Origin of the sequence: Epilithonimonas sp., assembly GCF_032054305.1 — a bacterium.
Lineage (GTDB): Bacteria > Bacteroidota > Bacteroidia > Flavobacteriales > Weeksellaceae > Epilithonimonas.
Genome location: NZ_DAMBSX010000001.1, coordinates 72,841 through 92,168, shown reverse-complemented (window position 1 = coordinate 92,168; position 19,328 = coordinate 72,841). Strand labels below are relative to the sequence as shown.

The 19,328-nt window shown below is 34.7% G+C and carries 20 protein-coding genes; 14 read left to right on the top strand and 6 right to left on the bottom strand.

Features of this window, described 5'->3' with window-relative positions; translation table 11 throughout:
* The first annotated feature begins 45 nt into the window (after positions 1-45).
* Positions 46-1,530 (top strand): NAD(P)H-hydrate dehydratase, encoded by a 1,485-nt coding sequence (locus tag RTX21_RS00450; protein WP_312764584.1) that lies wholly within the window; start codon positions 46-48, stop codon positions 1,528-1,530.
* A gap of 28 nt (positions 1,531-1,558) precedes the next feature.
* Here the strand turns inward: RTX21_RS00450 and RTX21_RS00445 are convergent, their stop codons facing one another.
* Positions 1,559-2,545, bottom strand: coding sequence for a DNA topoisomerase IB (locus RTX21_RS00445; RefSeq protein ID WP_312764582.1), 987 nt, complete (start codon positions 2,543-2,545; stop codon positions 1,559-1,561).
* 163 nt (positions 2,546-2,708) lie between these two features.
* Between RTX21_RS00445 and RTX21_RS00440 the strand changes: the two genes are divergently transcribed.
* From RTX21_RS00440 to rluF, 6 genes are all read left to right on the top strand, one after another.
* Positions 2,709-3,608: an ABC transporter permease gene (locus tag RTX21_RS00440; RefSeq protein ID WP_312764580.1), complete on the top strand. Its 900-nt coding sequence runs from the start codon at positions 2,709-2,711 to the stop codon at positions 3,606-3,608.
* Positions 3,609-3,610: 2 nt separating this feature from the next.
* Entirely contained in the window at positions 3,611-3,916 is a 306-nt protein-coding gene (locus tag RTX21_RS00435) for a DUF3098 domain-containing protein (RefSeq protein WP_312764578.1), read from the top strand.
* Positions 3,917-3,993: 77 nt separating this feature from the next.
* The gene (locus RTX21_RS00430) at positions 3,994-4,812 is read left to right on the top strand and encodes an undecaprenyl-diphosphate phosphatase (RefSeq protein WP_312764577.1); all 819 of its coding nucleotides are present in this window, start codon (positions 3,994-3,996) and stop codon (positions 4,810-4,812) included.
* Positions 4,813-5,511 carry a tRNA pseudouridine(55) synthase TruB gene (gene truB, locus RTX21_RS00425; RefSeq protein ID WP_312764576.1) on the top strand — a complete coding sequence of 233 codons (699 nt, stop codon included), beginning with the start codon at positions 4,813-4,815 and terminating at the stop codon, positions 5,509-5,511.
* A gap of 6 nt (positions 5,512-5,517) precedes the next feature.
* The gene (locus RTX21_RS00420) at positions 5,518-6,108 is read left to right on the top strand and encodes a hypothetical protein (protein ID WP_312764575.1); all 591 of its coding nucleotides are present in this window, start codon (positions 5,518-5,520) and stop codon (positions 6,106-6,108) included.
* Entirely contained in the window at positions 6,108-6,830 is a 723-nt protein-coding gene (gene rluF, locus RTX21_RS00415; protein ID WP_312764572.1) for a 23S rRNA pseudouridine(2604) synthase RluF, read from the top strand. Before RTX21_RS00420 ends, rluF begins: the two co-directional genes overlap by 1 nt.
* Positions 6,831-6,832: 2 nt before the next feature.
* Here the strand turns inward: rluF and RTX21_RS00410 are convergent, their stop codons facing one another.
* Both RTX21_RS00410 and RTX21_RS00405 read right to left on the bottom strand, forming a co-directional pair.
* Positions 6,833-8,161, bottom strand: a complete 1,329-nt coding sequence (locus RTX21_RS00410; protein ID WP_312764570.1) for a helix-hairpin-helix domain-containing protein — start codon at positions 8,159-8,161, stop codon at positions 6,833-6,835.
* 69 nt (positions 8,162-8,230) lie between these two features.
* Entirely contained in the window at positions 8,231-8,563 is a 333-nt protein-coding gene (locus tag RTX21_RS00405; RefSeq protein WP_034965019.1) for a MerR family transcriptional regulator, read from the bottom strand.
* A 166-nt stretch (positions 8,564-8,729) separates the two neighbouring features.
* Between RTX21_RS00405 and RTX21_RS00400 the strand changes: the two genes are divergently transcribed.
* Positions 8,730-9,620 carry an SMP-30/gluconolactonase/LRE family protein gene (locus RTX21_RS00400; RefSeq protein WP_312764568.1) on the top strand — a complete coding sequence of 297 codons (891 nt, stop codon included), beginning with the start codon at positions 8,730-8,732 and terminating at the stop codon, positions 9,618-9,620.
* Between the two features lie 13 nt (positions 9,621-9,633).
* On the opposite strand, the gene RTX21_RS00395 is transcribed toward RTX21_RS00400, so the two are convergent.
* Positions 9,634-10,941 (bottom strand): DEAD/DEAH box helicase, encoded by a 1,308-nt coding sequence (locus RTX21_RS00395; protein ID WP_312764567.1) that lies wholly within the window; start codon positions 10,939-10,941, stop codon positions 9,634-9,636.
* A gap of 578 nt (positions 10,942-11,519) precedes the next feature.
* Here RTX21_RS00395 and rpsA point away from each other — a divergent pair.
* From rpsA to RTX21_RS00380, 3 genes are all read left to right on the top strand, one after another.
* Entirely contained in the window at positions 11,520-13,319 is a 1,800-nt protein-coding gene (gene rpsA / locus RTX21_RS00390) for a 30S ribosomal protein S1 (protein ID WP_312764566.1), read from the top strand.
* A gap of 74 nt (positions 13,320-13,393) precedes the next feature.
* The gene (locus RTX21_RS00385; RefSeq protein ID WP_312764565.1) at positions 13,394-14,152 is read left to right on the top strand and encodes a T9SS type A sorting domain-containing protein; all 759 of its coding nucleotides are present in this window, start codon (positions 13,394-13,396) and stop codon (positions 14,150-14,152) included.
* A gap of 129 nt (positions 14,153-14,281) precedes the next feature.
* Positions 14,282-15,265 carry a DMT family transporter gene (locus tag RTX21_RS00380; RefSeq protein ID WP_312764564.1) on the top strand — a complete coding sequence of 328 codons (984 nt, stop codon included), beginning with the start codon at positions 14,282-14,284 and terminating at the stop codon, positions 15,263-15,265.
* Positions 15,266-15,311: 46 nt separating this feature from the next.
* On the opposite strand, the gene RTX21_RS00375 is transcribed toward RTX21_RS00380, so the two are convergent.
* On the bottom strand, positions 15,312-15,548 hold the full coding sequence (locus RTX21_RS00375; protein WP_312764562.1) for a YtxH domain-containing protein: 237 nt from the start codon (positions 15,546-15,548) through the stop codon (positions 15,312-15,314).
* Between the two features lie 124 nt (positions 15,549-15,672).
* The gene (locus RTX21_RS00370; RefSeq protein WP_312764560.1) at positions 15,673-16,974 is read right to left on the bottom strand and encodes a glycosyl transferase family 1; all 1,302 of its coding nucleotides are present in this window, start codon (positions 16,972-16,974) and stop codon (positions 15,673-15,675) included.
* A 166-nt stretch (positions 16,975-17,140) separates the two neighbouring features.
* Between RTX21_RS00370 and RTX21_RS00365 the strand changes: the two genes are divergently transcribed.
* From RTX21_RS00365 to RTX21_RS00355, 3 genes are all read left to right on the top strand, one after another.
* Positions 17,141-17,683 (top strand): hypothetical protein, encoded by a 543-nt coding sequence (locus tag RTX21_RS00365; RefSeq protein ID WP_312764558.1) that lies wholly within the window; start codon positions 17,141-17,143, stop codon positions 17,681-17,683.
* Positions 17,684-17,843: 160 nt separating this feature from the next.
* The gene (locus RTX21_RS00360) at positions 17,844-18,767 is read left to right on the top strand and encodes a bestrophin family ion channel (protein WP_312764556.1); all 924 of its coding nucleotides are present in this window, start codon (positions 17,844-17,846) and stop codon (positions 18,765-18,767) included.
* Complete coding sequence (locus tag RTX21_RS00355; RefSeq protein WP_312764554.1) at positions 18,767-19,327, top strand: pentapeptide repeat-containing protein; 561 nt, start codon at positions 18,767-18,769, stop codon at positions 19,325-19,327. Before RTX21_RS00360 ends, RTX21_RS00355 begins: the two co-directional genes overlap by 1 nt.
* Position 19,328: the final 1 nt, after the last annotated feature.

The following is a 19,328-nucleotide window of genomic DNA, read 5'->3' as shown; positions in this document are numbered from 1 at the left end:
AGATAAATTTATTGACTAAATTTGATGATAATGTAATCCATCCAAATGAAAATTCTCTCATCAGCCCAAATCAAACAATGTGATTTTGTAACCATTGAAAAAGGAACTTCTTCCATTGATCTCATGGAGAGAGCAGCAAAAGCTTGTACAGATTGGATAGAAACCAATTTTAAAACAAATAAAGAGTTCTCTATTTTCTGCGGAAACGGGAATAATGGAGGTGATGGATTTGCAATAGCAAGAATGCTTTATGAGAAAGGATTTGATGTGGAAATTTTTATTGATGAAAACAATTCTAAGTTTTCTGATGATTCCAAAATCAATTTTGATAGAGCAAAGCAGATCAATGGAATCGGTATCAAATATTTTTCTGAATTTGAGGATAATAGAGGATCAGTAATAATTGATGCGCTATTCGGTTATGGATTGAATCGAGATCTATCTGATGATTTTAAAAACTTAATTGAAAAATTAAATCAAATTCAAGCTCCGAAAATCTCTATCGATATTCCAACCGGACTTTTTGCAGACAAAATAATTGATGTAAATTCTATGGTTTTCAAAGCAGATTTTACATTGACTTTTCAGTTTTACAAAAGAAGTTTTCTTCATTCCGAAACTGGAAAATTCTGTGGAAAAATTATAGTTTTAAATATTGATTTGGATAAGGATTTTATTGATGAAGTCGAAACGGACTATTTTGTAATTGATGAAAAATTAATCAAAGAAATTTATAAACCTCGGGAAGAATTCAGTCATAAAGGAACTTATGGTAAAAGTATTTTGGTTGGCGGAAGTTACGGTAAAATTGGAGCGATTCTAATGTCTACTTTATCCGCTTTGAGGACGGGAAGCGGATTGACATTTATAATTGCACCGGAAATTGGGAATGTCATTTTACAATCTCAGGTTCCCGAGGCTATGTTCATCAATTCTGGCGAAAATCATATCAATAATATCGAAATTCAGGAAAAAGCGGTTTATGGGATTGGACCAGGTTTGGGAAAAGAAAAAGAGACGCAAAAAGCTTTATTGGAATTTCTTGAAAATCATACCAATCCTGTTGTTTTGGATGCGGACGCTCTTAATATTTTAGCTGAAAATCGGGAATTAAATCTAATTCCAAAAAACTCGGTCATTACACCGCATCCTTTGGAGTTTGAAAGGCTTTTTGGAAAAACCGAAAATTCTTTTGAAAGATTAGAATTAGCAAAACAAAAAGCAGAAGAGTTACAGATTTTCATTATTCTAAAAGATCATCATACGGCAGTCGTTATGCCGAATAGAAAAGTGTTTTACAACATCACAGGCAATTCCGGAATGGCAAAAGGTGGAAGCGGTGATGTTTTGACAGGGATTTTAACATCATTGATCTCTCAAAAAGATGACATTGAAAAAGCTTGCGTTTTCGGTGTTTGGCTTCACGGAAAAGCAGGCGATTTTGCTGCTGAAAAATTTTCGAAAGAATCAATGTTGCCAACGGATCTTATCGATGAAATCGGACAAATTTTCAAATATTTGTCAAGGTAATATTTTGTCAGACCGAGATTCTCGATGTTTATTTCATTTTCGATTTCAACATATACAAAACTCCAACTTCTGTTTCTGAAAGATTTTCATTCTTTTTCAGGAGTTTTTTGATTTCTTTTTGAAAATAATGAACTGTGTGTCCATTTTTGTAATGCTCGAAAATTCTTGGGTCAATGTAAGAATCTCTCGCAACTGATGGTGTATTTCCTAATTTTTCCGAAACACCTACAATTGCATTTCTAATTCTTTTCTTTAGTTCTTTTTGTTGTTGCTTCTCGCAAATTCCTAATTCGTCCAAAATTCCAGCAGCAATCATAGTTCCTGCCCATGTTCGGAAATCTTTCGCCGAGAATTCTTCCCCCATTATTTCCTTAATATATTGATTGAGGTCTTGACTTTCTACCGTTATAAGATTATTGTCTTTATCATAGTATTTGAAAAGCCTGTAACCAGGCAAATCTTCCAATTCAGAAATGGTTTTTGCTAATTTCGAATTAATAATATGCTTTTCCTGGAACTTTCCTGATTTTCCTTTATAAGAAAATACCATTTCATCACCTTCGATATTCAGATGTTTTTTTCGAATGGTTGTTAAGCCGTAACTTTTATTTTGTTGCGTGTATTTCGGACTTCCTGGTCTGAAATAAGCGGAATCTAACAACCTTACCATTACCGCCAAAACCTTTTCCCTAGTCATCTTTTTCTTTCTCAGATGTTGCCCCGTAACCCGTCTCATATGTTCCAGATTTTCAGCAAAATGTAGAATCCTGTCAAATTTGTCGGCATCTTTTTTAGCTCGGAATTTTGGGTTGTAGATATATTGTTTTCTGCCTTTCTGGTCACGACCGACCGCTAATATCTTCGCTCTTTTATTGGTTGTGATTTCTACATCTGTCCAGGCTGGTGGAATCACAAGGGATTTTATATATTCTATTTTTTCTTTGTCTTTCAATTTTTCATTGTTCTGGTTAATGTAGAAAAAATTCTTTCCCGAAGTTTGACGTAAGAGTTTCATAATTCTTGATTTGATATGTTTCTCCTAAACAAGAAAAATGCCGATTCTGATATTTTAAGAATACTCAGTAGATTGGACTCTTTTGGCTTGTTTTATGATTTTATTAACAGAGACCAAAGCCGATTATTAAACGAAAATTTCTATTTTAGCAAAAATTTTTTTGATGCCAAAGACCGTAGACGATTTTAATAAAAGCAGACTCAGATCCAGTAATATTACTGTGGTCATCAGTATTTCACTGGTTTTATTCCTTGTGGGATTATTTGGATTGATATTGATCAATGCTCAAAAATATTCGGATTATATCAAAGAGCAACTTGTGGTTGAAGCTTACTTTGATGAGTATCTTGATCCAAGAGATTCTGCGAAAACACTCAAGTTCCAGGAAGAAACTTTTACAAAGATCAAGCAGCAGAATTATGTGAAACAAGCAAAATATATCTCTAAACAGGAGGCTTCTGTAATTGCAAAAAGACAACTGGGAATCGATTCCGATGCACTTTTCGAGGAAGATATTTTTCCAGCTTCTGTCGAGGTTACGCTTAAGCCCGAGTTTGTGGACCCTGCCAAAATAGATGGAGTTGTTGCCCAACTGAAATCTATTGAAGGTGTAAAAGATGTGGCGAATGATAATAAACTTACAATTGATGTTTATAATAACCTGAACAGGATTTTGACTTGGATATTAGCATTCTCGATTTTATTCCTGATCGTGGCGATTGTATTGATCAATAATTCTATCAGACTGAAGATTTTCTCTAAAAGATTCATTATCAAAACCATGCAGTTGGTAGGTGCAAAAAGGAGATTTATATTGATGCCTTTTATAAGAGAAGCTTTGGTTCTTGGATTGATTGGTGCATTTATTGGGATTTTGGCATTAGGAGGAATCTGGTATTACTTTACCAATCAGATCGGAACTCCATTTGTGCAGGATACGACCCAATATATTTATCTTGTTTTGATAATTCTTTTCGTGGGTATTTTTATTACCATTGCAAGTACTATCTTTGCAACCTGGAGATTCTTACGTAGCAACGTAGATGATTTATATTACTCTTAAAAATGGCAAAAAAAGCAAAAAATAAATATTCTGCAGAGCAGTTTGGAACAACTGAAACTGTTGAGAATAAAACATTCTATTTTGGAAATAAGAATTTCAAATTGATGTTAATTGGATTAGGATTGATTCTGTTAGGTTTCCTGCTGATGATGGGAGCAGATGCAAACACTACTCCGGAAGGGAAATTTGACCCGAATTATTGGAATGAGGATATTTTCTCGTTCAGAAGAATCAGGCTTGCTCCAATTTTGGTAATTGCAGGTTTTGTAGTTCAAGTGGTTGCAATTCTGAAAAGAAACAAAGATTAATTTTAATTTTAAATAAAATAACAACTTTGTCTTGATAACTCAGGGCAAAGTTTTTTATTAATAAAAATATACAAACTATGGATTTGATCAAAGCGATAATTATTGCAATTATAGAAGGGCTTACAGAATATCTCCCGATTTCTTCAACGGCTCATATGGGATTTGCGGCAAGCTTGATGGGATTAGAAGAAACTGAATTTCTCAAGATGTTTCAGGTCTCAATCCAGTTTGGTGCTATACTTTCTGTAGTTGTTGCTTATTGGCGAAAGTTCTTCGATTTCAGTAATCTTCAGTTTTATTACAAATTGGCTTTTGCGGTTTTGCCGGCTTTGGGTATTGGTTTTTTTCTAGATGATCTGATAGAATCGGTTCTTGGAAATCAAATCGCAATTTCATCTGTTTTGGTTTTAGGTGGTGTTATTCTGTTATTCGCAGACAATTGGTTTAAAAATCCGATTGTTCATGATGAGAAAGAAATTACTATTAAAAAAGCAATAACCATTGGCTTTTGGCAATGTCTTGCAATGATGCCCGGAACTAGTAGAAGTGCTGCTTCTATCATTGGAGGAATGTCTCAGGGATTATCCAGAAAAGCTGCTGCCGAATTTTCATTTTTCCTTGCAGTTCCTACGATGTTGGCGGTTACGGTATATTCGGTTTTTGTGAAAACCTGGGGAAAAGAAACCGGAAATCCACAGAAAGGTTATGAGATGATCTTAGCTTCACAAGACCATATTTTGATTTTTGTTATTGGAAATATTGTTGCATTTGTGGTAGCTTGGATTGCCATTAAATCATTTATAGCATTATTAAATAAATACGGTTTCAAACCTTGGGGTTGGTATCGTATTTTTGTCGGAATTGCTTTGTTGATCTATTTTTATTTCTTCAAATAAATGACAGCAGAAGAATTACAATCCGGAAAAATATTTCTATTGGACAAACCTTTGGATTGGACCAGTTTCCAGGCTGTCAATAAGCTCAAGTATAAACTCAAGAGAGAGTTCAAAGAATTGCCTAAAAAATTCAAGATCGGTCATGCCGGAACTTTGGATCCGCGAGCGACAGGATTATTGATTGTTTGCACGGGAAAATTCACAAAGAAGATTCCGGAGATTCAGGATGCGCCGAAAGAATATTGGACGGAAATTAAAATTGGTGTCCAAACCGAGTCTTATGATACCGAGAAGCCGGAGATTCTACAAACTGATTTTTACCATATTACCGAAGAACAGATTCTTAAGGCTTTAGAAAAATTCATAGGAGAAATCGATCAGAAACCACCAGTTTTTTCAGCCATCAAAATCGATGGGAACAGAGCTTACGATTTAGCTAGAAAAGGCGAAGAAGTTGAAATGAAATTAAGAAAGACTACTATTCATTACATCAATGATATTAAAATAGATTTACCATTTGTTTCATTTACAGTTGGTTGTAGCAAAGGAACTTATATCAGAAGTCTGGCTCACGATATTGGACAGGAATTGGAAGTCGGTGCATATCTGACACAACTTAGAAGAACTAAAATCGGAGATTATTCTCTGAATGATGCAACGTCCGATTACCTTGAAAATGACTTTCGTTTTTCAGAATAAAACATAATGAGAAGAATATTATTTTTTTGCACTTTTATACTGTCCGTATGGAGCTTTGCACAATCAGAATCGGAAAGTAAGACGATGGGATTTTATGTAAGTCCAAATATCCAGGTCGGATACAATCTGGGAAACTCAATTAAAGATAACCAAAATCAAGATTCTCCATATTATCAGCAATATGTAAGACCAAATCTTCCCAACGATTTTACTTATGGAGTTGGAGTTGTCGTAGGTTATCAGTTTTTGTCATTTTTCGCTTTAGGGACAGGAATCAAATATAATTACATTGCTGATAGTCTACATCTTTTGAATTGGACCGTCCAGCCAAAATTCTTCGTGGGAAAAGACAATGAATGGAAAGGGATTATCGAGCTTGAATATGGGGCTCAGATCAACAAAGCTAATGTAGACAACTCTAAATATTATGGCTTGAAAATCGGCTTTCAGGACTCATTCTCGAAAAGACTTAATCAGGAATTTGGATTGTTTCTCCAGGCTAATGATTTTACTTTTTCTAATGCTACCTTTGTTGGATTCTATATAAGTGCAACTATATTCAGCAATAAAAATTACACCATTTACGGAAAGGATTAATGGAAAAAATAAGGATTAACAAGTATCTTTCGGAAGTAGGCTTCTGTTCCAGAAGAGCAGCAGATAAGCTTTTGGAAGAGGGTAGAATTACCATCAATGGAAAAACTCCGGAATTGGGAACTAAAGTTTCTGATGAGGACGAGATTCTTGTAGATGGAAAATCAATAAAGAAAGTAGAAGAAGAGTTTGTTTACATCGCTTTCAACAAGCCCGTGGGAATCGTCTGTACAACAGATACGAAACGGGAAAAAAATAATATCGTGGATTATATCAACTACCCAAAACGTATTTTTCCAATAGGAAGACTCGATAAACCGAGTGAAGGATTGATTCTTCTGACCTCCGATGGCGATATTGTCAACAAGATCCTAAGGGCGAGAAATAATCACGAAAAAGAATATTATGTAAGGGTCGATAAACCGATCACTGAAAAGTTTCTCGAAAAAATGAGAAACGGTGTTCCTATTCTCGACACGACCACAAAGAAATGTGAAGTCGAAAAGATCGATACAATGAATTTTCGCATTGTACTCACACAAGGCCTTAATCGCCAGATTCGCAGAATGTGTGAATATCTTGGTTATGAAGTGAAAAAGCTCAAGAGGATCCGTATAATGAATATCAAACTGGATCTTCCTGTTGGGAAATGGCGTAATCTGACCGAGACTGAATTGAAGCAGTTGAACGGTCTTCTTTCGGAGTCCAAGAAAACGATTAATTAATCTTATTTTATATAAAGTCTCATTTTTTCCTCATATTCAGGTTTTAATTTCAACCATTTCCAGATCTTTTTGTCGTCAGGATATGTATTCCTGTAATAAATGATTCTATCTGCGGAATATCGGAAATACGGATGTATTTTCAGCCAGTCTTCAGGAGCATCTTTTAGGTTGTACTTTGCAACATTGGAATTGTCCAGTTTGGTAATATAAATTAGCCTTTCACCTAAAACTCTATCAATTTCATAAGTTTTCAGCAACTGATCTTTATTGATAAAGCCACCGAGTTTTTTTCTGAAAGCTAAAATTCCTGCGGCATCTTTTTCAGTAAATCCAAATTCTTTTAATTGTTTGAAAGTAATTTCATTAAGGTTGATTTTGGAAAGATCGGTTTTCTCTGTAATGATTGGTTTTTCCCCAGTTTGTTTGATCTTTTCCGGAATTGATAATCGAATCCATGGCTTCATTTCCTCAAATTTTTCTGCCGAAATCATAAAACATTTTTGAAGATCTTCCAACGATTTGAAAGAACCTTTCAGGATCTTGTCCCGATATTTCAAAATGGAAATAGCTTGTTTTTCAGAGAATCCCAACTGTTGCCATTGTTCCTGATTCAGCTCATTCGGATCAAAATAATGATTGATTTTCACGACTTCTTTTTCTTTCTTTTTCTCAAATTTTTGAGCTAAGTTTTCTGGGGTCTTATCTTGTAAAATCAGATAGGGCGACATCTGTGCAAACTGCTCATCATTAATCATAAAGCATTCTTTCAGCTTTTCTTTGCTTATGAAACTTCCGCCGAGATAATTTTTATATTTCAGAATTGCAGCCGATTGTTTCTCAGAAAAACCAAGATTTTCCCAATCTTTTTGAGAATATAAATCCGGATTAAATCTCCCTTTGATATTTGGTTTTTTCTTTTCGTAAGGTTTGTAAGAAGAGTAATTTCTTTTAACATTGGAATTGTTTTCAGGAAGCAGGATATAATTTTTCAGCTGTTCATATTTCTCTGGTGTCAGCGCATAACATTTTTTGAATTGCTCCTTGGATTTGAAATTTCCGCCAACAATTTCTTTGTATTTCAGAATCGTTTTGATTTGTTTTTCACTGAAACCAAGATTTTTCCATTGTTTTTCATCAAGTTCATTTGGATTAAATTCAGTCAAAATGATCTCTTCAACTTTCGGTATAATGAAAGTGATTTGAGGTTTTTCATAATGTTGATTTTTCTTGTAAAACGAAAAAGATATCTGCGAAAAAATAATGAGAATTCCGAAAATAGCAAGACTGAGAAGTTGCCTTTTCCGGATTTGGAAAGGTAATTTTGGATTCATCTTTTGTGTTTTAACCAAAGTTAAATAAAAAATAAATCGAAAATCAAATTTTGGTAAAAATAATTTTAATTAATCGTTCAAAGAATTTTTAAGCTTCAAAAGTTCAGCTTTGATGAATTCTAATCTGTCGATTATCGTGATGGTTTCAGAAATTTTTGTGTTGGTTGTCAGTGCAACTCTCGCACCGTCCAATGTGTAACCTTTTTCCTTGACCAAATGATAAATAATCTTCAAATTTTCAATATCAGAAGGCGTAAAATAGCGGTTCCCTTTCTTGTTTTTCTTAGGTTTGATGATAGGAAATTCCTGTTCCCAATAGCGAATCAGGGAAGTGTTGACATCAAAAGCCTTAGCAACTTCGCCAATGGAATAATAAAGTTTGTCCGGAAGATTGAGTTTCATTGATAAAAATCGAATTCTCAAAGATAATTATTTTTAATTCGTTTATACAAATTGTAAATTGCGACTTTAGAAATATCTACTTATGAAATCGCCATTATTGAGAAACAGAAATACCAATAAAGATACAGCGATTGCATAAGGCAAATAAAAAACAATATATATACTTATGAAAAGTTTTTGGAAGTTTGGTTATCTGGCATTTTTGCTGATTCTGATGAATTGTAAAGTTCAGAAAAAAAATGGGATCTTGTTTGAAGTACCACCAACATTACTTTCCAGTCAATTTTCTTTTACGGAAGGTCCAGCTTCTGATAAAGAAGGAAATGTCTATTTCACAGACCAGCCGAATGACAAAATCTATTTCTGGAACTGGAAAACAAATAAAATCGAATTATTTCTGGACAAAACCGGACGAGCCAACGGAACTTATTTCGATAAAAATGATAATCTGATTACCTGCTCCGATGATAACGGCGAAATCTGGAAAATCTCAAAAGACAAAAATATAGAAGTTTTATCCAAAGGTTTCGAAGGTAAAAGATTGAATGGTCCTAATGATATTTGGATTGATAAATTTGGTGGAATGTATTTCACAGACCCTCTTTATAAGAGAGATTACTGGAAAAATTTCAGACAAGAGATTCCTGAGAAAAATCTGTATTATCGAAATCAGAAAAGCACAATTACAAAGCTGGAAACCTTTGTTCAACCAAACGGAATTATCGGTTCCGAAAAATTGAAGAAGCTTTATGTTTCCGATATCGATGCGGGAAAAACTTATGTTTACCAAATTTTGGGCGAAGGAAAATTATCTGAAAAGAAATTGTTTTGCGAAACGGGTTCGGACGGAATGACTCTGGACAGCCAAGGTAATCTATATCTCACAGGAAAAGGCGTAACGATTTTCAACGATAAAGGCGAAAAATTAACCAATATTCCGATTGATGAAGACTGGACTTCCAACGTGACTTTTGGTGGGAAAAATAATTCGACTTTGTTTATCACAGCGTCGCATTCGGTGTATGTTTTGCCGATGAATGTTTCCGGAATCAAATAAAAAAAATCGCTTACTAATAAGCGATTTCTATTTTTATCTTTTTGCCTTTCAACTTTTCGTTGGCTAATTGTTTGAGTAATTCGATGGTTTTTTTTCGGTTGACGGCGACGTAAGAAGTTGTGTCTTTCACTTCAATTAATCCAATATCGTCTTTCCCTAGACCACCTTTTTTAATTAAGTAACCGACAATATCTACTTTGTTGACCTTGTCTTTTTTTCCGGCGCTGATGTAAATCGTCTGGTTCGGTGTTCTTTCCGGAACGCGGTTGCTTTCTGAAACGTTTTCCTCCGGCGTATTGTTTTTGATGAAAGGGAAATTTTCGTCTTCGGTCATTATAAGATAAGCAAAACCTTTCGCGTTCATTCTCGCCGTTCGTCCGTTTCTGTGAATGAAAGCGTCTTCTTTCGGAGGCAATTGATAGTGCACAATCGATTCAACCTCAGGAATATCCAAGCCTCGCGAAGCCAAATCTGTAGTAATCAAAATTCTCGCAGAATCATTTCTGAATTTCAGAAGTGCGCGTTCTCTTTCATCCTGTTCCATTCCGCCGTGGAAAGTTTCGCGTTGAATTCCTTTTTCTCTCAGAAGTTCAGAAATTCTATCCACAGCATCTCTGTGATTGCAAAAAATCAAAGTTCGTTTGTTTCCTATTTTACAGATGAGCTGGAAAAGTGTGTTCAGTTTTTCCTCTGGAGTTGTCATTACCTTTTTCAGCTGAATGTCCGGTTTTGACTCGTTTTCTTTGAGGAAATTGATTTTCTTTTCGTTATTAAGTTCTACAAACTTCGGAATGTTGTCCATCACCGTTGCAGAAGTCAAAATACGTTGCGAAAGTCCGTAAAGCGAACCAATAATATATTCCATATCTTCCTGAAAACCAAGTTCCAGAGCTTTGTCAAACTCATCTAAAACCAAAGTCTTAATGGTTTCCGGACTGAAATTTTCATTTTTAAGATGATAAGCAATTCTTCCAGGTGTTCCGATCAAAACTGCCGGAGCTTCTATCAGATTATTGATTTCTATCTTTTTATCGTGCCCACCGTAAGCAATAGAAACTTTGAATTCTGTTCCCATTGATTTGAAAACCTGTTCGATTTGCAAAGCCAATTCTCTTGCAGGAACAAGAATCAAGGTTTGAATTCCTTTGACTTCGGATTTCAAATTTCTAAGAACGGGAAATAAGAACGCCAATGTTTTCCCAGAACCTGTTGGCGAAAGCAAAACAACGTCGGTTTCGTTTTCAGAAGCTGTGTATGTAGATTTCTGCATCTGATTCATATCCTGAATCTGCAGTTTTTCGAAGATTGGTTGTAATTCCATTTTGCAAAGATAATTCTTTTTGGTTCGAGGTTCAAGGGCTTAAATTTGAGATTCAACTTCTTTCAATTCCTAGAGCTCCGTAGGAGCGAAATGTTTGTAGCTTGAATTTTTGTTCACCTGCTTCTAGCTCCGTAGGAGCGGAATGTTTGTGAAAAGGGTGGTTTCGAATGTTGTTTTAAACTTTGGCTATGCCGAATCTTCGATTTGACAACGTGGGAATTATTGGAAAACTTAGATTTGAAAACCAATCCCATAGCCCCGATGGAAACGGCATCCTTTTTTGTCTTTGATGAAATTTTGTTTGGATAGCAGAACGCCTGAGACAAAAAAGATATAGTGGACAGCGGGATCAAGCTCCTAAGTAATAGTGTGATTTTGGGTTGATTTTCAGGAAGTTATTCTGGTGTTGATTTTAATAAAAATTATTGTTCATTTCAAATAATTTGCTTACTTTTGCACCACTTTTGTGAACGCACTTTGGGCGAAGTAAAACATTAAGAATTAACATCTTCCGTATTTTTCAGGATTCACAGCAAAGCCAAAGTCTGAGTAAATAGGAATACAAATTTTATTGGAAAATGTCAAAAGAGACAAATTCAGCAGAGGTTCTTTTGAACCAAAACGTAGCACCAGAACAATTTGATTGGGATTCTTTCGAATCAGGTCTTAACGCAGAAGATAGAAGCGAGAAGAAAGAATTGGAAGAAATCTATAATGGTTCTCTTAACGATCTTACAGATAACGACGTCATTGTTGGTAAAGTTGTAAGATTGACGGATAAAGAAGCTATCGTAGATATCAACTTCAAATCTGAAGGTGTTATTTCTCTTAACGAATTCCGTTACAACCAAGGTCTTAAAGTAGGCGATGAAGTTGAAGTAATGGTTGACAGAAGAGAAGACAAAACCGGACAATTACAATTATCTCACAGAAAAGCGAGAACGCTTAAAGCTTGGGATAGAGTAAACGAGCTTCACGAAACTGGGGAAATCGTAAACGGTTTTGTAAAATCTAGAACTAAGGGTGGTATGATCGTTGACGTACACGGAATCGAAGCATTCTTGCCAGGTTCTCAGATCGACGTGAAGCCAATCAAAGATTACGATCAGTTCGTAGGTAAAACTATGGAGTTCAAAGTTGTGAAGATCAATCCAGAGTTCAAAAACGTGGTTGTATCTCACAAAGCGCTTATCGAAGCGGATATCGAAGGTCAGAAAAAAGAGATCATCGCTCAATTGGAGAAAGGACAAGTTCTTGAAGGTACTGTTAAGAATATTACTTCTTACGGTGTATTCGTAGATCTTGGAGGTGTTGATGGATTGATCCACATCACAGACCTTTCTTGGTCTAGAGTGAACCACCCATCTGAGATCCTAGAGGACGGACAAACTGTAAAAGTGGTTATCCTTGATTTCGATGATGAGAAAACAAGAATCCAATTGGGTATGAAGCAATTAGAAGCTCATCCTTGGGATGCTCTTTCTGCTGACTTGAAAGTTGGAGATAAAGTAAAAGGAAAAGTAGTAGTTCTTGCTGACTATGGTGCATTCGTAGAAATCGCTCCAGGTGTAGAAGGATTGATCCACGTTTCTGAAATGTCTTGGTCAACTCACTTGAGATCTGCAGGAGATTTCGTAAAAGTAGGTGATGAGGTAGAAGCAGAAGTTCTTACTCTTGATAGAGAAGACAGAAAAATCTCTCTAGGTATCAAGCAATTGAACAAAGATCCATGGGAAAACATCGAAGCTAAGTATCCAGTAGGTTCTCAACATGTTGGAACTGTAAGAAACTTCACAAACTTCGGAGTATTCGTAGAATTGGAAGAAGGAATCGATGGATTGATCTATATCTCAGACCTTTCTTGGACCAAGAAGATCAAGCACCCATCTGAGTTCTGTGCAGTTGGAGATAAATTAGATGTTGTAGTATTGGAATTGGATACTCAAGCAAGAAGATTATCTCTAGGTCACAAACAATTGACTGAGAATCCTTGGGATAAATTCGAAACTAAATATGCTGAAGGAACTGTACACACAGGAACTGCAGTAGAGGTTCACGATAAAGGAGCTTCTGTACAATTCGAAGATGCTGAGGTTGAAGCTTTCTGCCCTTCAAGATTATTAGAGAAAGAAGATGGATCTAAGATCAAGAAAGGGGAAACTGCTGAATTCAAAGTTATCGAGTTCAACAAAGAATTCAAGAGAGTTGTTGTTTCTCACACAGGTATCTTCAGAGATGAGGAGAAAAAGAATGCTAGAGAAGCTTCTAACAACAGATCTAATAATGTATCATCTTCTTCTAACAACGAAGAAAGATCAACCCTTGGTGATATCGATGCATTAGCAGAATTGAAAAGAAAAATGGAAGAAGGTAAATAATCCTTGATTCTTTTTTAATAAATTAGCCACCCGAATATTTTCGGGTGGCTTTTATTTTTAACAAGTTTATCAAAATGAAAAAAAAATTACTATTTGCAAGCTTAATTGCTTCATTTTTTACCTCGGCTCAAATCAATGTTAATGAAGGATTTGAAAATACTACATATCCTGGATTCACCAATATGTCATTCTTTCGCAGTAGTGTGATCTCTGCATGTGTGGGTTCTTATACTATTAATAGAGAATTCTGGAGTGGAGGGACAACAGGGTCTACAACTTTCGGTTCCAGTGCCTCTAATGGAGGAAAGCTAAATATCTCTTTTCAATACAAAACACATATCTATTCCGGAGGTTCTGTGAATGGAACTATGAAGATAGAATATTCTGTAGATGGAGGACAAAACTATCAGGCTTTACAAACAATTAATCTGAATGCTGTCCAATCTTGTACAACTTGGTCAGGTTCTATTCCACAAGGCGATATTCCAATAAACGCAGATTTTAAATTCCGTGTTTCAGGTCAATGGGTGTCTGGAGATTATTGGTTATTAATTGATGATTTCAAGATTTCTCAGGATGCTGTCCTTGCGACTGTAGATTTTAGTAGAAAAGAATCAAAGATCTATCCAAATCCATTTAAAGATGTAATTTATCTGGATAATCCGGAGCTGATAAGATCGGTTTCAATCTCTGATGTTTCTGGTAGAAGACTTAAAACAATGAAAATAACTTCAAGAGAAATCAAACTTTCTGAACTTGATAAAGGAAATTACATTCTTACCATCGATTATAAAGACGGTGGTAGAAATAGTAGTAAAGTAATAAAACAGTAATATTGGGAACCGTTTCGTAATATCGAGGCGGTTTTCTTTTGGTTTAGTTATTCTTTTGGTTAATACTTTATTTATTCTTGAATTCTTCAATAATTTTTTAAGTTGTAAATTCGCCGGCTCTAAAAAATTATGGAAAAGAAAAATATTTTAAAAGGCGTTTTATTCGTTGGGATTGGAGCTAGTATTTATGGGATGTTGGCTACATTTGTGAAAATGTCTTATAATGATGGCTTTACAACATCAGAAGTTACAACTGCTCAATTTGTTTTAGGATTTGTAGGATTATTGATATTAAACTTGATCCAAACAAAAACCTCGAAAAAACAATTATCAAAACCAACTTCCAAAGAAATCAAAATGCTGATGTTGGCAGGAACTTCTATGGGATTCACGAGTTTGTTTTATTATATCGCTGTTCAGTATATCAATGTTTCTATCGCAATTGTTTTGTTGATGCAATCAGTTTGGTTTAGTGTTGTTGTAGAAAGTTTTATTGCGAAAAAATTTCCAAATGCTAGGAAAATCATTGCTGTAATAATCGTTTTGACGGGAACTGTTTTAGCAACCAATTTGATCAATATGGAAGTTGAAATCGACTGGCACGGAATCTTTTGGGGAGTTTTAGCAGCTGCATCTTTTACGATGACAATGTTTACATCCAATACGCTTGCAACACACTTGCCGGTTCTTAGAAAAAGTATGACAATGCTTACTGGTGGAACTGTCGTAGTCCTTTTATTCTTATTTTTTGCACAGATAGGGCCAATGTATTTTGACGGATTGAAAACTTTTTATCTCAACTTTACAGATAATACAGAACATATTCGTCCATTCGATTTTTCGATATTTTGGACTTATGGATTTGTTCTGGCATTATTTGGAACCATTATTCCTCCGATCTTATTTAATATAGGATTTCCGAAGGCAGGTTTGGGATTGGGAAGTATTATTTCATCTTTGGAACTTCCAGTTTCAGTGACAATGGCGTTTATGCTGCTAAGAGAAGAAGTGATTCTTATCCAATGGCTGGGAATTGCGTTGATATTATTCGCTATTGTTCTGATGAATTTGCCTTCCAAGAATGATACATCAGAAGTTAAAGCTTATCATTAAAAAAATAGCATAAAAAAAACGTCTCAATTAATTGAGACGTTTTTATTTATTCTGCCGCTTGTTGGGCATCATTTTTTAGCTCTTCAGCTTTTGCTTTTACCTGATCTACTGTTTGGGTAGCTTTATCTTTCAAGTCGTTTCCAAATTTCGTCAGATTATCCTTTGCTGTATTGATGGTATCTTTTACTTTTTGCTGATCTTCTGGAGACGCTTTTTTGTATTTCCACCAAGCAAGAGCTCCTAATCCTAACAATGCCAATAGACCATTTGTTTTATTTCCCATGATATATTTTTTTATGATTAATAATTAATTCTTAAAATTATTAGAAAATTTTATGCCAACAACAAATTAAACTATGATTTTTAAGTTCATTTTAAGAAAACATAATTTTTTTACATTAAACAATTCAAATTTCATCCAGCAGTTTTGCGAGTTTTTTTGTCAATTCTTTTCTGCTAAATTCATTAATATCAGCAGAATTGTTAATCGATTTTCCGGCTTTCCAATCCTGATAAAGCGAAAATATAAACTTCTGAATCTCCAAATTTTCAGAATAATCAAAATGCTTCCCTGCTTTCGTTTTGTTAAGAATAGTTTCAACGTCCGCATCTTTTGGTCCAAACGAAATGATTTGTTTGCCTGTTGCCAAGTACTCAAACAATTTTCCAGGAATAATACCTTTGGAAGTTTCATTCGGGAAATTGGTGATCAAGAGTATTTCCGAATTTTCCATTTCTTCGACAGAATCAGTATGAGATAGATAACCCAGGTTTTTAATGTTGTTTTTCAGAACAGAATTCTCGATCTCATTCAGAATTTTATCATCAATCATTCCAACAAATTTCAATTCAAGATCATTGACAAAATCAGAATTGGTTTTGCATAGATTTTCCAATGCCTTCCAAAGGTTTTCAGGATTTCTAAGTTGTTCCAAAATGCCTACATAACTCAAAGTGAATTTTATTTTTCTATCTGTCACGCTGAGCGGAGTCGAAGTGTTTTCTTTATCAAAACCGTTTGTAATACAAAAAGCATTAGCTCCATTTTTTCTAAAATTCTCAGCATCCGTATAACTTGTTGCTAAAGTCAAATCAGCGTTTTCAAAAACCGATTTTTCTAATTGTCTATGTTTTTTATCAGAACCTGAAGTGAGTTTCAAATGTTTATAATAAGAAATTTCAGTCCAGGGATCACGGAAATCAGCAATCCATTTCAGGTCAGGTAATTCTTTTTTTAACCCAAGTCCAATCAAATGTAAACTATGAGGTGGACCAGTTGTAACAATTGTTTCAATATGATTTTCCTGCAGATATTTTTTCAGAAATCTAATAGATGGTTTTACCCAAAATTTTCTTGCGTCTGGAATGAAGAAATTTCCTCTAATAAAAATTGAAAGCTTAGAAACAAAAGACTGGTTTTTCCCAACATCAAACTGTCCGCCTTTGAATTTTTTATTGCTCTTACTGAATTTTTCAGCAATCTGATAAGGTTCCCAAATATCAGTTTTAACAATTTTCAAATTCTTGGGAACTTCTTTTGTCAAAGTTTCATCCACCAATGGATAACTGGGGTTTTCCGGTGTATAAATAATTGGTTCCCAGCCAAATTGGGGGAGGTATTTTGCAAATTTCAACCAACGCTGAACACCAGGCCCACCAGCTGGCGGCCAATAATAGGTAACAATTAGAACTTTTTTCGATTTCTCCATTTTCAAACTTTCTGAATACTCAGAACTGTTCGGTAAATTTATTTGTTTTTAAAGCGATTTCAAAACGATTTTTTAAAATATATAGTTGCTATGATAATTGATTTATAATTGCTTAATATCTATGGTATTGTGTTTGTAAATAAATACTATTTAAAAATATTTGAATATGAAAAGATTAATGTTACTGATACTGATCTTTACAGGTTTTAGTGTTGGTTTTGTGAAATCTCAGGTCAATGTGAATATTAACATCAACAGTCAGCCAGATTGGGGTCCTAGAGGTTATAATTACGTAGAATCTTATTATTTGCCAGAATACGATATTTATTATAATGTCCCAAATCGCAGATATTACTATTACTCTGGAAATAGATGGTTGTATTCAACTGTATTACCTGTTGGATATCGTAATATCAATTTGTACCAAACCCGCAAGGTTGTACTGGTTGACAGATATCCTTTTAAAAGACACCATATCCACTATAAGCAATATGCGAAATATAGAGGTGTCCACGGAAATCATTTGGTTGTAAACAAGCACAACTACAAACCACGACGAGCTATTGTGAAGGTTCATCATTTTGATGCGAAACCACGTCATGTTAACAGGAAGGTGGTTTCGAAGGAATACCATCATTCGAGACATCAAAAATTCGGTAAAATAGGTCACGATAAACCTCATAACATGGGTCATAAAGGACACAGATAATTGAAATTAATAAAAGCCCCGGTCAAAAACCGGGGCTTTTTTATTGTACTGAAATCATTTTTTAAATTTTTAACTTCAGGATTTTCGCTTGATCATAACATTCAGTAAATTTATCTGTTTTTTGAAAGTTCAAAAAAACATTTCACAACTTGATTTTATTATGATTGTTAGACAAAGAACCAATTGGTTTTTGATGCTTTTCATTTGGAAAGGTTCTGTTCTGCGAAAGATTATTCCGCAATTGTTAGTTATTACTTTGTTTTCGGTAATTGTACTTTATTTCAAAGGGTTTATTTACGATTTCAAAGTACATCTCAATCCTGCGATTTTCACATTGCTGGGTTTGTCTTTGGCAATTTTTATGGGATTTTGTAATTCGGCAAGCTATGATAGATTTTGGGAAGGGCGAAAACTTTGGGGAGCTTTGGTTATCGAAACAAGGTCGCTCACACGTCAGGTTCTGACTTTGATCAATGACAATTCGCCAGATTCAAAATCGAGAAAGCAGGAATTCGTGAAAATGATTTCGGCATTTTGCTGGGCGCTTAATTTCCAATTGAGAGATAAAGAAGATGATGAAAAATTGAGAGAACTACTTTCTGAAGAGAATTTTAAGAAAATAAAAGACAAAAAATTCAAACCTGTTATTTTACTGAATATAATGGGAGAGTGGATTAACACTCAGAATCAAAATCAGAAAATTGACACAATCGTTCTATCAGCAATCGATAACCAACTGAATATAATGTCGCAAATTGTCGGCGGTTGCGAAAGAATTGCAAATACACCATTGCCTTTTGCTTACAGCGTTTTGCTTCACAGGACGGTTTATCTGTATTGTTTTTGGTTACCATTTGGTTTGATTGATGCGATTGGCTGGATGACGCCAATTATTGTTTTGTTTATCAGCTATACATTTATTGCTTTGGATGCGGTTATTCAGGAGATTCAGGACCCGTTTGATGAGGAAGAGAATGATCTTGCGCTAAACAGCCTTTGCAAAACGATTCAGTTTTCTATTTTTGAACAGGCAGAGATCCGGCAACCAGGATTTGAAACCTCAAACAATTATTTTATTGACTAATGGACTATTTTTCTGAACAAAAATTTACAAAACTCGATACAGCTAGAGTCCCCAAAGCAGATTACGAAAATTGTGTTTTTACAGATTGTAACTTTGCCGGTCAAGATCTGTCGGATTACAGATTTTCCGATTGTGATTTCAAAGACTGTGATCTCAGTAATGTCAAAATCAACCAAACCGCTTTCCGGGATGTAGTTTTCAAGAATTGCAAACTGATTGGGATTAATTTTGATGATGCACATCAATTCAATATTTCGTTCAGATTTGAGGATTGTCTGATGAATCATTCATCATTTTACCAATTGGACATTCGAAAAACGATTTTTAAAAATTGTAGTTTGAATGAAGCCGATTTTACGGAAACTAATCTTTCGAATTCGGTTTTTACGTATTCCAATTTGAGCAATGCTGTTTTTGACAGAACGGTCTTAGATTATTCGGATCTTCGGAATGCAATTAATTTTTCCATTGATCCCAATCAAAATCAACTTAAAAAAACCAAATTCTCCAAAGACAATCTCAGCGGATTGTTAGACGGACTTAATATAATTATAGAATAAA

Excerpts from the sequence above, each read along its gene's own strand:
- RTX21_RS00400 (WP_312764568.1), top strand. The coding sequence starts at position 8,730 with ATGAAAAGTTTTTGGAAGTTTGGTTATCTGGCATTTTTGCTGATTCTG.
- RTX21_RS00385 (WP_312764565.1), top strand. The coding sequence starts at position 13,394 with ATGAAAAAAAAATTACTATTTGCAAGCTTAATTGCTTCATTTTTTACC.
- rluF (WP_312764572.1), top strand. The coding sequence starts at position 6,108 with ATGGAAAAAATAAGGATTAACAAGTATCTTTCGGAAGTAGGCTTCTGT.
- RTX21_RS00395 (WP_312764567.1), bottom strand. The coding sequence starts at position 10,941 with ATGGAATTACAACCAATCTTCGAAAAACTGCAGATTCAGGATATGAAT.
- RTX21_RS00355 (WP_312764554.1), top strand. The coding sequence starts at position 18,767 with ATGGACTATTTTTCTGAACAAAAATTTACAAAACTCGATACAGCTAGA.
- RTX21_RS00380 (WP_312764564.1), top strand. The coding sequence starts at position 14,282 with ATGGAAAAGAAAAATATTTTAAAAGGCGTTTTATTCGTTGGGATTGGA.
- RTX21_RS00440 (WP_312764580.1), top strand. The coding sequence starts at position 2,709 with ATGCCAAAGACCGTAGACGATTTTAATAAAAGCAGACTCAGATCCAGT.
- RTX21_RS00375 (WP_312764562.1), bottom strand. The coding sequence starts at position 15,548 with ATGGGAAATAAAACAAATGGTCTATTGGCATTGTTAGGATTAGGAGCT.
- RTX21_RS00450 (WP_312764584.1), top strand. The coding sequence starts at position 46 with ATGAAAATTCTCTCATCAGCCCAAATCAAACAATGTGATTTTGTAACC.
- RTX21_RS00370 (WP_312764560.1), bottom strand. The coding sequence starts at position 16,974 with ATGGAGAAATCGAAAAAAGTTCTAATTGTTACCTATTATTGGCCGCCA.
- RTX21_RS00360 (WP_312764556.1), top strand. The coding sequence starts at position 17,844 with ATGATTGTTAGACAAAGAACCAATTGGTTTTTGATGCTTTTCATTTGG.
- truB (WP_312764576.1), top strand. The coding sequence starts at position 4,813 with ATGACAGCAGAAGAATTACAATCCGGAAAAATATTTCTATTGGACAAA.
- RTX21_RS00410 (WP_312764570.1), bottom strand. The coding sequence starts at position 8,161 with ATGAATCCAAAATTACCTTTCCAAATCCGGAAAAGGCAACTTCTCAGT.
- RTX21_RS00435 (WP_312764578.1), top strand. The coding sequence starts at position 3,611 with ATGGCAAAAAAAGCAAAAAATAAATATTCTGCAGAGCAGTTTGGAACA.
- RTX21_RS00420 (WP_312764575.1), top strand. The coding sequence starts at position 5,518 with ATGAGAAGAATATTATTTTTTTGCACTTTTATACTGTCCGTATGGAGC.
- RTX21_RS00445 (WP_312764582.1), bottom strand. The coding sequence starts at position 2,545 with ATGAAACTCTTACGTCAAACTTCGGGAAAGAATTTTTTCTACATTAAC.
- RTX21_RS00405 (WP_034965019.1), bottom strand. The coding sequence starts at position 8,563 with ATGAAACTCAATCTTCCGGACAAACTTTATTATTCCATTGGCGAAGTT.
- RTX21_RS00365 (WP_312764558.1), top strand. The coding sequence starts at position 17,141 with ATGAAAAGATTAATGTTACTGATACTGATCTTTACAGGTTTTAGTGTT.
- RTX21_RS00430 (WP_312764577.1), top strand. The coding sequence starts at position 3,994 with ATGGATTTGATCAAAGCGATAATTATTGCAATTATAGAAGGGCTTACA.
- rpsA (WP_312764566.1), top strand. The coding sequence starts at position 11,520 with ATGTCAAAAGAGACAAATTCAGCAGAGGTTCTTTTGAACCAAAACGTA.